Annotated in this window: 12 protein-coding genes; 5 read left to right on the top strand and 7 right to left on the bottom strand. The window is 66.8% G+C overall.

The window, feature by feature from the left end:
* Positions 1 to 160 precede the first annotated feature (160 nt).
* Together UCD39_RS14780 and UCD39_RS14775 are read right to left on the bottom strand one after the other, a co-directional pair.
* A complete protein-coding gene (locus UCD39_RS14780; protein WP_330496739.1) occupies positions 161 to 823 on the bottom strand; it encodes a class I SAM-dependent methyltransferase in 663 nt (220 codons plus the stop codon).
* Positions 824 to 1,030: 207 nt separating this feature from the next.
* Positions 1,031 to 1,627 carry a tetratricopeptide repeat protein gene (locus UCD39_RS14775; protein WP_330496738.1) on the bottom strand — a complete coding sequence of 199 codons (597 nt, stop codon included), beginning with the start codon at positions 1,625 to 1,627 and terminating at the stop codon, positions 1,031 to 1,033.
* 202 nt (positions 1,628 to 1,829) lie between these two features.
* Here UCD39_RS14775 and UCD39_RS14770 point away from each other — a divergent pair, with 202 nt between their 5' ends.
* Positions 1,830 to 2,021 carry a hypothetical protein gene (locus tag UCD39_RS14770; protein ID WP_330496737.1) on the top strand — a complete coding sequence of 64 codons (192 nt, stop codon included), beginning with the start codon at positions 1,830 to 1,832 and terminating at the stop codon, positions 2,019 to 2,021.
* A 16-nt stretch (positions 2,022 to 2,037) separates the two neighbouring features.
* On the opposite strand, the gene recG is transcribed toward UCD39_RS14770, so the two are convergent.
* A complete protein-coding gene (recG, locus tag UCD39_RS14765; protein ID WP_330496736.1) occupies positions 2,038 to 4,119 on the bottom strand; it encodes an ATP-dependent DNA helicase RecG in 2,082 nt (693 codons plus the stop codon).
* Positions 4,120 to 4,372: 253 nt separating this feature from the next.
* Here recG and UCD39_RS14760 point away from each other — a divergent pair, with 253 nt between their 5' ends.
* The 4 genes from UCD39_RS14760 (at position 4,373) to UCD39_RS14745 (ending at position 10,524) form a co-directional block, all read left to right on the top strand.
* Complete coding sequence (locus UCD39_RS14760; protein WP_330496735.1) at positions 4,373 to 4,663, top strand: succinate dehydrogenase assembly factor 2; 291 nt, start codon at positions 4,373 to 4,375, stop codon at positions 4,661 to 4,663.
* Positions 4,664 to 4,697: 34 nt separating this feature from the next.
* Positions 4,698 to 8,378, top strand: coding sequence for a transcription-repair coupling factor (gene mfd / locus UCD39_RS14755; protein ID WP_330496734.1), 3,681 nt, complete (start codon positions 4,698 to 4,700; stop codon positions 8,376 to 8,378).
* Positions 8,379 to 8,492: 114 nt separating this feature from the next.
* Complete coding sequence (locus UCD39_RS14750; protein WP_330496733.1) at positions 8,493 to 9,077, top strand: tetratricopeptide repeat protein; 585 nt, start codon at positions 8,493 to 8,495, stop codon at positions 9,075 to 9,077.
* 154 nt (positions 9,078 to 9,231) lie between these two features.
* Complete coding sequence (locus UCD39_RS14745) at positions 9,232 to 10,524, top strand: O-acetylhomoserine aminocarboxypropyltransferase/cysteine synthase family protein (RefSeq protein WP_330496732.1); 1,293 nt, start codon at positions 9,232 to 9,234, stop codon at positions 10,522 to 10,524.
* A 58-nt stretch (positions 10,525 to 10,582) separates the two neighbouring features.
* Here UCD39_RS14745 and UCD39_RS14740 read toward each other — a convergent pair whose 3' ends face one another.
* The 4 genes from UCD39_RS14740 to UCD39_RS14725 form a co-directional block, all read right to left on the bottom strand.
* Positions 10,583 to 12,103, bottom strand: a complete 1,521-nt coding sequence (locus tag UCD39_RS14740) for a tyrosinase family protein (RefSeq protein ID WP_330496731.1) — start codon at positions 12,101 to 12,103, stop codon at positions 10,583 to 10,585.
* 295 nt (positions 12,104 to 12,398) lie between these two features.
* Complete coding sequence (locus UCD39_RS14735; RefSeq protein WP_330496730.1) at positions 12,399 to 13,268, bottom strand: DUF2189 domain-containing protein; 870 nt, start codon at positions 13,266 to 13,268, stop codon at positions 12,399 to 12,401.
* Between the two features lie 253 nt (positions 13,269 to 13,521).
* Entirely contained in the window at positions 13,522 to 13,935 is a 414-nt protein-coding gene (locus UCD39_RS14730) for a VOC family protein (protein ID WP_330496729.1), read from the bottom strand.
* A gap of 98 nt (positions 13,936 to 14,033) precedes the next feature.
* Entirely contained in the window at positions 14,034 to 14,450 is a 417-nt protein-coding gene (locus UCD39_RS14725; protein ID WP_330496728.1) for a thioesterase family protein, read from the bottom strand.
* Between the last annotated feature and the right edge of the window lie 3 nt (positions 14,451 to 14,453).

The raw sequence follows: 14,453 nt of genomic DNA, 5'->3' as shown, positions 1-14,453 counted from the left end.
CTTAGAGACGCTCTACCGCAGCCTCAATCTCTTTCCCTTGAGCGCAGGCTGGCAAACGGGCCATGACAGCATCCTCCTCCGTATCCTTCATCTTACCGGGCGCCAGGCCGCCGGGCAGGCTGCCCATTATCTTGCCGATCAAGGCGCTCCGACTGGTGTCTTATGGACCCACCGTGAGCGATGCGTCAAAGCCGGCCATTATCGCCTGCGAAGAAGCAATCTCGGCTTCCTGGTAAAATTTCTCAATATTTTCATCTGTCATGGCCATATTGCCGAATTCTTTTAGTATTTCATAATAATTATCCTCCAGAATAGTTGAGGATGGATTGAGATTGGTGATGCAGACGATGCCTGTTGGTGTCGTATCCACGAGGGTGATGTGCAGGTCTTTTCTATATTTCTTCAATATCGGGATCATTTTCCAGACGTCGCCGGTCCACCATCCGGCATAATCCTGGTTCTTACGCTGTAATGGATTGTGCTGCCTTTCGGTCATTTCCGCGTTCACGGGTAGGCAGTCATCCAGCATGATGAGGCTGTGTCTATTGCAGTTTCTTTCGCTATTTATAAAGTCTCTCAGTAAATATTCAAATTGATGGAGGCCATCAAGGAATACAACATCAAGCGTATCGCCGGATATTGCTCTCGCATCATGATCCCTGAAAAATTGGTCGCTGGTCTTTTGGTATAAGAAAAGGGACGGCTTCGTGCCGATGGGGCTTGAGCTGAACTGGAAACAAGGATCGACGCCAATTGCGGAGCAATCGACCATCGCCAAGGTGGAGCCATCGCGGACGCCGATCTCCATGTAGGTTCTGGCCATTTTTGACTTGACCATTTTTTGTATGAAAACTCGGAAATCGATGCCGGCATGATTGCGATGATACATGATGGCCCCAAATAAAATTATAAATTAAAATCAACTTGAAGGTCTTCCCCTTCAGCGCCGTCTGGCGCAGGTCGTCCAGCATACTGGCGGCGGGCGCACTGGGGGTGGCGCCCTCGGGTGCGGCGGTGTCGGTCGGTATCATCACATCCATGGTTGGGTTCCTTTGCGCCCGCATTCTAACAGCACTTTGGCCACGGCCTCATCCCTGGGCACGCCCCGCCCCTGGGCATAGAGGGTGCCAAGTTCCAGCAGGGCCACCGGGTCGCCGCCGGACAGCGCGGTGCGGTTCAGCGGCACGGTGTAGCTGGGCTGCTTGCCCACCGTCGGCGCCACGATGAACTGGGTGGTCGTCGTCTCCACCACCGCGGCGGCCCGTGTCCAGGCCAGGGCCTTGACCGGGTCGGCGGGCACGCCCCGGCCGGCGCGGTAGCGTTCGCCCAGCACGCGGGCCACGACGCGGCCGCCGAGGCCATCGCCTGGACCGACGCCGTTGTCCTTGAACAGCTCCTCCAGCGCTGTCACGTCCAGCCGGTCATAGGCCTGGGACGGCGTCACCGGGCCGGTGGGCGCCGGGCAGGACAGCGCCAGCAGCGGATCACTTTGCACCCCGCCGCAGGCTGATAGGCCGGTGGCCAGCAGCAGGGCCGTCAGTCCGCAGAAGGGCGGGGCGCGGTGTAGCGGTGGCGCGGTTGGCGTGGCGGCGACGCGGCGGCGGTTGGTCGTGATTGCCTTCCCCATGGGGTTCCCGGTTCGTCGGGCCGGAATCATTCATTGGGCACGGTCGGCGGCAGTCACCGCTGGCCCTTGTCTCACCAGCCATTAAGGCACAGCCCTGCATGAAAAACAAAGGGCCGCAGGGTGTGCGTCCCGTTGCCAGCCTTTCCGTATCCCCGGCTTTCGGTCACCCTGGCATGGGCCGTTTCGGGGGGGGCGCGGGAAGATGCGTAAGTTCGATGATTTTCTTCGGGACCGGGGTGCCGCGCTGAAATTCTGCCTGACCTGCGCGCTGGTTTATTCCGGAGCCATGGGCGCCTATATGGGCCGGGTCATGGCGGTGATCGTGTCCTTCGCCGTTTTCTTCCCGCTCTTGCTTGCCGCGACGCTCGCCTACCGACGGTTTGTGCTGAAGTGAAAACCGGGCGTCGATCTCACCCCGAGCGCAGCGTCTTGACCGCCTCATCCCGCTGGAACAGATAAAGCAGCACGCGCAGGGCCTGGCCGCGCGCAGTTTCCAGGTCGGGGTCGCGGGCCACCATCAGGCTGGCGTCGTCGCGGGCGGTGGCCAGCAGGTCGGCATGCACGGTGATGTCGGCCATGCGGAACTCCGGCAGGCCGGATTGGCGTGTGCCCAGCACCTCACCGGCGCCGCGCAGCTCCAGGTCCTTCTCCGCGATGAGGAAGCCATCCTCGGTGGAGGTCATGACGTCCAAGCGGGCGCGGGCGGTCTCGCCCAGGGGGGCGGTGTAGAGCAGCAGGCAGGCGGAAGCGCGCTCGCCGCGTCCCACCCGGCCGCGCAGCTGGTGCAGCTGAGCCAGGCCGAAGCGCTCGGCATGCTCCACCACCATGATGGTGGCCTCCGGCACGTTCACGCCCACCTCGATGACGGTGGTGGCCACCAGCACGGACAGCTCGCCGGCGGCGAAGCGGGCCATGACGGCGTCCTTCTCCGTGCCCTTCATCTTGCCGTGCACCAGGCCGACGCACCCGCCCAGCCGTTCCATCAGGGTGGCATGGCGTAGCGTGGCGTTGGCGAGATCCACCGTTTCCGACTCGTCCACCAGGGGGCAGACCCAATAAACGCGCTGCCCGGTCTTGATGGCGGCGGCGACGCGTTCCACCACCTCCTCGATGCGGTCGGCCGCAGCGGCGCGGGTCACCACCGGCTTGCGCCCCGGTGGCTTTTCCGTCAGGCGGCTGACGTCCATGTCGCCATAGGCGGTCAGGGTCAGGGTGCGGGGGATGGGGGTGGCGGTCATGACCAGGGTGTCGACACCGCGCCCCTTGGCCGCCAGGGCCAGGCGCTGGTGCACGCCGAACTTGTGCTGTTCATCGATGATGGCCAGCGCCAGATCCTTGAACGCCACGTCCTCCTGGAACAGGGCGTGGGTGCCGATCAGGATGTCGATCTCTCCCGAGGCCAGGCGGTCCAGGACCTGTTGGCGCGCCTTGCCCTTGTCGCGGCCGGTCAGCAGGGCCAGGCGGATGCCGGCGGCGTCGGCCAGGTCGGCCAGGCTTTCGGCGTGCTGCCGCGCCAGGATTTCCGTGGGCGCCATCAGCGCCGCCTGGGCGCCGGCCTCCACCGCCGTCGCCATGGCCATCAGCGCCACGATGGTCTTGCCGCTGCCCACATCGCCCTGCAGCAGGCGCAGCATGCGCTCCGCCTTGCCCATGTCGGCGTCGATCTCCACCAGCGCCTGGGCCTGCGCGCCGGTCAGCTGATAGGGCAATGCCGCCTGGATGCGGGCCCGCAGGCGGCCATCGCCCACCGTGGCGCGGCCGGCCAGCCGCCGCTGGTGCCAACGCACCAGGGCCAGGGCCAACTGATTGGCCAACAGCTCGTCATAGGCCAGGCGCTGGCGCAGGGGGCTCAGCGGGTTGACGTCCGCCTCGCCCTTGGGGTCGTGCGCCGCCGTCAGTGCCGCCTTCCAGGCGGGCCAGCCCTGGCGCTCCAGCCACGCCGGGTCCTGCCATTCCTCCAGATCCGGCGTGCGGGCCAGGGCGGCCTGGATGGCGGTGCGCAGCGGCTTGGGGTTCAGGCCGCCCGTCAGGGGATAGACCGCCTCCACCTCCTGCGGCGGGGCGCCTTCCTCCACCGGGGCGAAATGGTCGGGGTGGGGCATCTGCAGCAGGCCGTTGAACCGCTCCACCTTGCCGCTGACCACCACCATGGTCCCCTGGGGCAGCTTCTTCTCCAGCCAGTCGCCCTTCACATGGAAGAACACCAGCTCCATCTCCCCGGTGTGGTCGGTGCAGCGCACGCGATAGGGGCGGTGGCGCTGCACCGGCGGCATGTGGCCGTCCACCCGCACCGTCAGGGTGACGATGCGGCCCTCCGGCGCCTCGGCAATGCTGGGGGCGTTGGCGCGGTCCAGGACGCCGGTGGGCAGGTGCCACAGGATGTCCGCCACATGCGGGCCGGTCAGCCGCTCCGCCAGCTTGCCCAGGCGGGGGCCCAGGCCCGGCAGGTTGGTGATGGGCGCGAACAAGGGATAGAGGACGGGCGGACGCAACGGGGCAGGCTCCAGGACGCAAAACCGTAGGCATATGCCTATATGTTAGCGGGCCAGCTTGTCGACCGGCTACCCTTGTCGCGAGGCGCGTTTACGATATGTTCTGCCGCGTGTATGGTACGGCCTTGCCGGGCACGCCGCCATTGAAGACGTGACAGCGCCCGGGTCTGCCGTTACTCCAGGGGCTGATGCGGCGTGGCCAGTGTCGCCACCAAGCATCCCAATCGAGTTTTCGTTTCCCAAAGGCCGTGCCATGCCCACCGACCCCCTGTCCGATATCGCCCCCGAAGACGCCCTGGCCGTGCGGCGCAAGCGCCTGATCTTCCGCAGCTGGCATCGCGGGATGAAGGAAATGGACCTGCTGATGGGCACCTTCGCGGAAAAGCATGTGCCGGGCTTTTCGGTGGAACAGCTGGATCGGTATGAGCATTTGCTGGATCTGAACGACCCAGACGTCTTCGACTGGCTGCTGGGCCGGGCACCCTTCCCGGATGACCTGGACGCGGACCTGATGGCCCTGCTGCAGGCCCACCGCGTCGCCTGATTTTTCCGTCACCGCCTAACGCCTGGCTTCCCCCATGCCCCACACCGCGCCCGACACTGTGCTGCCGTCCGCCCTGCTTTCCGGCCTGAACCCCGACACGCCGCGCCGCCTGCTGGTGGCCGGCGCGCCGGAGGGGCATGACGCGCGCGTGCTGGCCGATTTGGCCCGGCGGGCAGGGGCGTCGGGCCTGCTGCACGTGGCGCTGGACGACACGCGCATGGCCCGGGTGCAGGAGGCCTTGGCCTTCTTCGCGCCCGACGTGGCGGTGCTGCCCTTCCCGGCGTGGGACTGCCTGCCCTATGACCGCGTCTCGCCCAACGGCGATATCGTGGCCCGGCGCATCGAGACGCTGACCACCCTGCTGGGCAGCCGGCCAAAAAGCCCCTTCATCGTCCTCACCACCCTCAATGCCGCCTTGCAGAAGGTGCCGCCGCGCCTGGCCTTTCGCAACGCCACCTTCGGCGCCAAGGTCGGCGGCCGCCTTAACGTCGATGAGTTGCAGCGCTTCCTGGCCAACAACGGCTACACCCGCGCCCAGACGGTGCGCGAGCCGGGTGAGTACGCGGTGCGCGGCGGCATCATCGACCTGTTTCCCCCGGCGACGCCGGAACCCCTGCGCCTGGACCTGTTCGGGGATGAGCTGGAAGGTGTGCGCGCCTTCGACCCCATGACCCAGATGACCACGGAAAAACGGGCGGGCGTGGACCTCAAGCCGATGTCGGAGGTGTTCCTGGACGACCCGTCCGTCCAGCGTTTCCGCACCGGTTATCGGGAGCTGTTCGGCGCGGTCACCGACTGCGACCCGCTGTATGAGGGCATCAGCGCCGGCCGCAAGATGCCGGGCATGGAGCATTGGCTGCCCCTGTTCCACGCCGGGCTGGACACGCTGTTCGACTATGTCCCCGCCGCGATGGTCAGCCTGGACGCGCAGGCGGAGGAGGCGCGCGACGCCCGCCTGTCCCAGGTGGCGGATTTCTATGACGCCCGCCGCACCTTCCAGGAGGTGGAGAAGAAGTCCGGCACGCCAGTATACAAGCCGGTGCCGACGGCCAGCCTGTTCCTGGACGGCGACGCCTGGGACCGGCATCTGGCCCTGCGCTGCGTCGCCCAGCTATCGGCGTTTGCCGCTGTCGAGGGGGGCGCCAACCCCAACCTGGTGGACGCCGGTGGCCGCCGGGGGCGGGACTTCGCCGACGCCCGCGCCAACCCGGACGTGAACGTCTTCAAGGCTTTGGGCCAGCATATCGACCAACTGCGCGCCGATGGCCGCCGCGCGGTGGTCGCCGGCTACAGCCAGGGCGCCCGCGACCGCCTGGCCAAGATGCTGAAGGAACACGGCATCGATCCGGCCCTGACCGCCGACAGCTGGGCGGAGGTGGGCGCGCAGGAGGCCAAGGCCACCGCCGTCATCGTGCTGGGCATCGACACCGGCTTCACCACCGGCGACCTGGCGGTCATCACCGAGCAGGACATCCTGGGCGACCGCCTGGCCCGCCCGTCGCAGAAGAAGCGCCGCGCCGCCAACTTCATCGCCGAGGCTGCTAGCCTGTCGCCCGGCGACCTGGTGGTGCACGTCGACCATGGCATCGGCCGCTACGATGGGCTGGAGACGCTGACCGTTACCGGCGCCCCGCATGACTGCCTACGCATCCTGTACGACGGCGGCGACAAGCTGTACGTGCCGGTCGAGAATATCGAGGTGCTGTCCCGCTTCGGCTCCGAGGAATCCGGCGCGCAGTTGGACAAGTTGGGCGGCGTGGGGTGGCAGTCGCGCAAGGCCCGCGTCAAGAAGCGGCTGAAGGACATGGCCGACGCGCTGCTGCGCATTGCCGCCGAGCGCGCCCTGCGCAAGGCTCCGCCCATCGAGGTGCCGGACGGCGTCTATGACGAGTTCGCCGCCCGCTTCCCCTATGCCGAGACGGATGACCAGCTGAAGGCCATCGAGGATGTGCTGGAGGATTTGAACTCCGGCCAGCCCATGGACCGCCTGGTGTGCGGCGACGTCGGCTTCGGCAAGACCGAGGTGGCCTTGCGCGCCGCCTTCGTCGCGGCCATGAGCGGCCTGCAGGTGGCGGTGGTGGTGCCCACCACCCTGCTGGCCCGCCAGCATACCCGCACCTTCGAGAAGCGCTTCGCCGGCCTGCCCGTGCGCCTGGGGCACCTGTCGCGCCTGGTGACGGCGAAAGAAGCCAACCAGACCAAGGCCGGCCTGGCCGATGGCACCATCGACATTGTCGTCGGCACCCACGCCCTGCTGGCCAAGAGCATCCAGTTCAACCGCCTGGGCCTGGTCATCGTGGACGAGGAACAGCATTTCGGCGTGAAGCAGAAGGAGCGACTGAAGGAACTGCGCACCGACGTGCACGTCCTGACCCTGACCGCCACCCCCATTCCCCGCACCCTGCAATTGGCGCTGAGCGGCGTGCGCGAGCTGTCGCTGATCGCCACCCCGCCTGTGGACCGCCTGGCCGTGCGTACCTTCGTGCTGCCCTATGACCCGGTGGTGATCCGCGAGGCCATCCTGCGCGAGCATTATCGCGGCGGGCAGAGCTTCTACGTCTGCCCGCGCATCGAGGATCTGCCCAAGCTGCAGGAACGGCTGGCCGAACTGGTGCCGGAGGTGAAGATCATCACCGCCCACGGCCAGATGCCGGCGGCGCAGTTGGAGGAGGTGATGACCGCCTTCGATGAGGGCAAGTACGATCTGCTGCTGGCCACCAACATCATCGAAAGCGGCCTGGACATCCCCAGCGCCAACACCCTGATCGTCCACCGCGCCGACATGTTCGGCCTGGCGCAGTTGTACCAGGTGCGCGGGCGCGTGGGCCGGTCCAAGGTGCGCGGCTACGCCTATCTGACTTACCAGCCCAAGACCGTGCTGTCGCAGACGGCGCAGCAGCGCCTGCACGTCATCGAGACGCTGGACAGCCTGGGCGCGGGCTTCCAGTTGGCCAGCCACGACATGGACATCCGCGGCGCCGGCAACCTCTTGGGTGAGGAGCAGTCCGGCCAAATCCGCGAGGTGGGCGTGGAACTCTACCAGCAGATGCTGGAGGAGGCGGTGGCCGCCGCGCGCGGCGGCCTGACGGAGGCGCAGGCGGCGGAGGAACAGTGGACACCGCAGATCCAGTTGGGCATGCCCGTGCTGATCCCCGAAAGCTATGTCGCTGACCTGGGCATCCGCCTATCGCTCTACCGCCGCGTGGCCGATTTGGTGGACCGGGCGGAGATCGACGCCTTCGCCGCCGAGATGGTGGACCGCTTCGGCACCCTGCCGGGGGAGGTGGAGAACCTGCTGCGCCTGGTGGAGATCAAGCGCCTGTGCCGCGACGCCGGCGTGCAGACCCTGGACGCGGGCCCCAAGGGGGCCGTCATCGGCTTCCGCGACAATAAGTTCAAGAACCCGGTGGCCTTGGTGGGTTTCATCCAGCAACAGGCCGGCACCGCCAAGATCCGGCCGGACCACAAGCTGGTGCTGCTGCGCCCCTGGGATAGCGCCGAGACCCGCATGGATGGCGTGCGCAAGCTGATGAGCGACCTGGCCAAGATGGCGGCGGGTGAGACGGTGAAGACCGACCCGCCCCCGCCACCACCGCCGCCCCCGCCACCCAAACCGCAGGGCAAGCCCGTCTCCGCCTGGGGCCACAAGCCGCCGCTGCCGGCCTCCAAGCTGAACCGTCCGGGTTTCTCCGCCCCGCCGCGCAGCCGGCGGTAGCGGCGCGCGGAAAACGCTAATGGCCCCGTACCCTGGCGGTACAACCAATCCCCGTCTTCCTGATGTTGGCGGCGCGGGTTAAGGTTCGGGTCGTGTGTGGGAGGGGAGGTGGCTATGGCCAGGGTGCTTGATCCACAAGAGCTTCTGGAACGGGCCACTGCCGCTCGGCGGGCGGGCCGGCTGTCGGAAGCCCTCGACCTGGCTAGCCAGGCAGTGGCCCTGTCGCGTGCCTCCGGCCAGACTGGCGGCGCTGATCTGCCCCAGGCGCTGACGCAGCTGGCGCAGGCATTGCGTGATCTGCGGCGTCCGGCTGAGGCGAGGCTGCCACAGGAAGAGGCGGTGGCCTCTTTCCGCGATGCGGGCGATGGCCTGTCCACGGCCCGCGCCCTGCGTCATTTGGGTGGAATCCTTGACGACATGGCCGCCCATAGGGACGCCGTGCCAATTTATGTGGAGATGATGGCCTTGTACCAGGCGGCGGAGGTCGCCCCCCTGGAAATGGCCAATGCCGTGCGAGCGCTGGCCTGCAACGCCGAGGGACGCGGTGACCGGGATGAGGCTGAGGCGTTATGGCATCAGACGCTGGAACGTTACGCGGCACTCGACGAGGTGTTCAAACGGGATTATGGCCTGCCTGATAATCCAGGCGTCACGGAAGCCCGCGCCCGTCTCGCGCGCCTTCAGCCATCGCCGTCTTAATTCTTTCTGGGACGAGCGGCGACCTCGTTCGCCTGTCCCAACTATTCAGGCAAATAAATGAAATAATTTAATAAGTGCCGATCCATGGATGCAATTTCCGGTCGGCTCGGGCAACAATCGGCGCCAGTCCAATAAGAGATGGGAGAACGCCGCCATGGCCGTCGACAGCAAGCACCCCGAAACCCTGGCCCTGCATGCGGGCTATCGCGCCGATCCCGCCACGGGGGCGGTGGCCGTGCCCATCTACCAGACGACATCCTATCAGTTCCAAAGCACGGAGCACGCCGCCAACCTGTTCGCGCTCAAGGAACTGGGCAACATCTACACCCGCATCATGAACCCCACCACCGACGTGCTGGAACAGCGGCTGGCGGCGCTGGAGGGCGGGGTGGCGGCCTTGGCGGTGGCGTCGGGCCAGGCGGCCAGCACCTTCGCCATCCTGAACGTGGCCAGCGCCGGGGACAACTTCGTCACCTCCACCGACCTGTACGGTGGCACCTGGAACCTGTTCGCCAACACCTTCAAGCAACTGGGCATCGAGGCGCGCTTCGTCGATCCGTCGGATCCGGAGAACTTCCGCCGCGCCACCGACGACCGCACCCGCGCCTATTACGCCGAGACGTTGCCCAATCCCAAGCTGCGCGTCTTCCCCATCGCCGAGGTGGCGGCCATTGGGCGGGAATTGGGCGTGCCGCTGATCGTGGACAACACGGCCACCCCCATCATCGCCCGCCCGCTGGACCATGGCGCGGCCGTCGTCGTCTATTCCACCACCAAGTATATCGGTGGCCACGGCACCAGCATCGGCGGCGCCCTGGTCGATGGCGGCAATTTCGATTGGGAGGCGCATGCCGACCGCTTCCCCCTGCTGAACCAGCCGGACCCCAGCTATCACGGGGCGGTGTGGACCCAGGCGGTGAAGCCGCTGGGCCCCATCGCCTATATCCTGCGCGCCCGCGTCACCCTGTTGCGCGACGTGGGCGCCCCGCTCAGCCCCTTCAACGCCTTCCAGGCCATCCAGGGGCTGGAGACCCTGCCGCTGCGCATGCGGGAGCATAACCGCAACGCCAGCGCCGTCGCCGCCTTCCTGGCGGAACATCCCAAGGTGTCGGACGTGATCCACCCCAGCCGGCAGACGGGGGAGCTGCGCCGCCGGGCGGACGCCGTGCTGAAGGGCGGCCATGGCGCGCTGGTGGGCTTCGAGTTGAAGGGCGGCGCCGACGCCGGCCGCCGCTTCATCGACGCGCTCAAGCTGTTCTACCACGTCGCCAACATCGGTGACGCCCGCAGCCTGGCCATCCACCCGGCCAGCACCACCCATTCCCAGCTCTCGGCCGAGGACCAGGCGGCCACCGGCGTCACCCCCGGCTATGTCCGCCTGTCCATCGGCATCGAGCACATCGACGACATCCTGGCCGACCTCGGCCAGGCGCTGGCCGCAGCGTGATGTGAAGGTACTGGCGCGGGATGGCCCCCATCCCGCGCCAGCCTCCCCCGCAAGGGGGTCACTCGCTGCGCAACTCGATGCCGCCGGTGATGACGGGATCGGAACCCTGCGCCGGCGTGCCTGTGGGCACCAGCGACACGGTCGCCTTCTCCGGGTTCTTGCCCTCCGCTTCCAGCTTGGCGGCAAGGTCGGTGATGTCGAACACCTTCTCGACCCCGCCGTGGTCGGCATGGCCCGGCATGTCGACGGCGTCGAAGAAGGTGACGATGCCCACATAGTTGGCGTCGGACGCCTCGGGCTTCGCCCCCTCCGGCAGGTTGAGATAGACCTGATAGGTGATGCCGGGGTGGATCTTGGCGTGCAGGCCGTGCAGCACCAGCAGCAGGCGCTGCGGTGCCGCCGCCCGCAGGCTCTTCTGGGTCTTCAGCGTGTTGCTGAGCGTGTTCTGCGGCGTGGTGGGCTGCAGCTCCACCTTTTGGGCTTGCGCGCCCAGGGCGACGGGGGCGGTCGCGTTGGGGGTCGGCTGGCTGGTCTGCAGCAGGGCCACGTTCTGGACTTTCGCGGTTGCGGTCGAGGCCTCGGCGCTGGCCACGGCCTGGGCGCCGAAGGGACCGTTCGGCGGCACCGGCAGCACGTCATAGCTGTAGGGCAGTTGGCTGTTGGTGCGATAGTTGTCGATGGCCAGCGTCACCGACTGGCCTTGCGGGCCGGCGAAGGTGAAGGTCTTGCCCGGCCAGCTGGGCGTCACGCCGCCCGCGGCGTTCCAGCCGGCCAGGATGCGATCGATGTTGCAGTGATGCAGCCAGAAGATCGGGTCCTCCGCCGCCGTCGGGACGTTGCCCATATTGGTCTGGTTGCCCACGTAGACGTGGACCGAACCATGCAACTGGCTGTTCAGTTCGGCGTTGAAGCCCGTCCTGTTGTTGCCGTAGTACGGCACATTCATATTGTTCAGATTCAGGAAATTCCTGCTGCCGGGGAAGTACTGGTTGATCGGGGCGCCGGCATTGACATCGGCGTAGCCGTTTTGCGGGTCATTGACGTTGCGGTTCTGCTGGAACAGCGTGCCGAACAGGGCGTCATTGCGATAGGCGTTCTGGAACTGGACCGGGATGGCGTAGTAGCGCGGGTCGGTATAGTTCCAATAAGGCAGGGCGAAGCCCGGTTGCTTGGTCACCGTACGGATGATGGCTTCCAGGCACAGCACGTACAGGCGGTGCCAGGGCAGGAAGAATTCCACGGGCCGGCCGCCGTGGGCCTGGCAGGTATCCCACGCCGCTTCCGCCAGCTGGCGCGCCGGGCTTTGGGTGCTGCCGAAGGCGTCACGGATCTCCTTCGCCTTTCCCTGGGGGGAGGCGTGGATGAACCACTGGAAGTTCCAGGACAGCGGATCGGTGACCGGGCGCTGCTTCATCAGCTTCACGCCCTGGGCGTAGATGGCGAGCATGCGCTGCCCCTCGGGCGTCGCCACGTCCGACCGGACATAAGGGGCGCCAAAGGCCGGCAAGGCCGGCAACGTGCTGCTGGCGGCCAGCGCCGCCGACCCCAGTAATGTGGCGCGCCGTGTGATGTTGACCATGAATGTCCACCCTTGCGTCATCGGGCGTGCCCCAGGGGGTGCCCATCGTTTTGCGAGGAACGCCATCGCTCCAAACGCAAAAGTAGCAAATGCCGCCAGAGAGGAAATCTGCATAGAGTGATTACTACTTATGGGATTAAATTATAAGGTTAACTTCGTTTAAATGGCGAGCGCGCGCCGAGGGCAAGGGGCTCCCACGGGACGCCGGTTCAAGCCGACGTCCCCCGGGAGCGCTCCGTCCCGGACCGCTCCATGGGTAAGGAACCAAGATGGGGGTGCCGCCCGGAACGGGGCGTCAGGCCACCAGCCGGCGGTAGAGATGCCAGGTGCTGTGACCCAGCACCGGCATCACCACGATCAGGCCGACGAAGGCCGGCAGGGTGGCCACCAGCAGGCTGCCGGCGACGATCAGGCCCCACAGCGCCATGACACCGGGGTTGTGTGCCACCGCCCGCATGGAGGTGCCGATGGCGGTGTGCAGCGGCACGTCGCGGTCCAGCAGCAAGGGGAAGCTGACAGCGGCGATGGCCAGCACCACGGCGGCGAAGACGGCGCCCACGGCGCAGCCCACCGCGATCATGGTCCAGCCGGCGTGGGTGCCCGCCACATCGGCGGCGAACCGCGCGACCGAGGCCGGCGGTTGCGGCCCCAAGGTGGCGTCATAGATGCCTTGGGCGGCGTACAGCCAGGCGAAATAGAGGATGGTCAGCAGGAAGCCCAAGGCCGCGATGGCGGCGATGGCCGGCGACCGCAGGGGCCCGAACGCCTCCCGCCAACTGGGCCGGGCGCCACGTTCCCGCTGCCGGCTCATTTCCAGCAGGCCGATGGCCGCCACCGGCCCCACCAGCACGAAGCCGGAGGCCAGCGGGAACAGCATCGGCAGCATATTCAGGTTCACTGCCGCCCGGGCCAGCACACAGCCCAGGATGGGATAGATGATGCACAGCGCGAAGACGTCGGTGCGAAAGGCGCCGACATCGCGGAAGCCGGCGGCGATGGCCGCGCCCAGATCGGCCACGCCGATGCGCCGCACCACCGGCGCCTCATGCGCCCGCAGATCCTCCATATGCCCGATGGCCCGGCCGACGCTGGCGACACCCGCCGCCGCGTCGCCCAGCCGTTCCCATGTCCATTCCACGGGATTGCGGATGGTTTGTTGTGTCATGCCCTGATCCTCCTGAACGCGGTTCGGTTTCAGGCAGGGGCCCAGAGATCGCTGGGGCCCAAGGCAAAGGTGTCCTGCGGTGGCGGCTGTGCGATGGTCAACGGGACGGCCGCACGGAGGCGGTTAAGCGCCGCTCCTGTTTTCGCGGCAAGTGTACGCCGGTAGACAGGGATTGTTAATGGGCGAGGAACGGGCGACAGGCACCGGACGCGCAACGGGGTTGCCCTGTCGAGGTGGGGTCGCCCGCGTCCGGTTAGGGCTGGGGCGGCAGTTGGGAGGTGTCCATGAAAAGCGGTTCCCAGACATGGCCGTCCGGGTCTTCGAAGCTGCGGCTGTACATGAAGCCGAGATCCTGCTTGGGGTTCACATCGGCCGTGCCGCCGTGCCGGCTTGCGGCCTCGGCCATGGTGTCCACGGCGGCGCGGTCGCCGCAGGACAGCGCCAGCATCAACGCGCCGCTGGCGTGGGTGTCGGTGATGGGCTTCTGGGTGAATACCCGCCACTTATCGTGGGTCAGCAGCATCACGAAGATGGTGTCGGAGAACACCATGCAGGCGGCGGTTTCGTCGGTGAACTGCGGATTGTTCACCGCGCCGATGGCGGTATAGAACGCCATCGCCCGGGGCAGGTCGCGCACCGGCAGGTTGATGAAGATTTGCTTGGCCATTATCCTCTCCTTTCAGGGGGCAGTGCCCACAGGACGCGCCATCCCGCCCGAAACCGACACGGCCCCGAAATTTTTCTTTTGGTGCTGCTGCCGGTACTTCAGCACGCCGCCTTCTTCTCCACCCGCGCCATGAAGCGGGCGTAGTCGATGACGCCCCGGCTGTGGAAGCCTTCGCCGATCAGGCCGGTGGCATCATGGGCGGCGACCTTGAAGCGCAGGGCGCGGCCGTCGAAGGCGATCAGTTCCACGGTGGCGGTTACGGTCATGCCCACCGGCGTGGCGGCCACGTGGCTGACGTCGACATGGGTGCCGACGGTGCGCTCTCCCGGTTCCAGATAGGGCGCCAGGGCCTGCACGCAGGTCCATTCGATGAAGGCCACCATCTGCGCGGTGGCGAAGACCGGCGGCATGTCATGGAATCCGCCGAAGGCGGCGGGCAAGGCGGGCACCAGCATGCTGGTGTCCACCGTCAGGCTTTCGCTGTGGCGCAGGCCGGGCTGCAGGCAGGATTTCATGGG

It is taken from the genome of Nitrospirillum karajorum (genome assembly GCF_036348415.1).
GTDB classification, from domain to species: Bacteria; Pseudomonadota; Alphaproteobacteria; order Azospirillales; family Azospirillaceae; genus Nitrospirillum; species Nitrospirillum amazonense_B.
The sequence above is the reverse complement of the archived record's forward strand: the minus strand, read 5'-3'. Positions and strand labels throughout refer to the sequence as shown.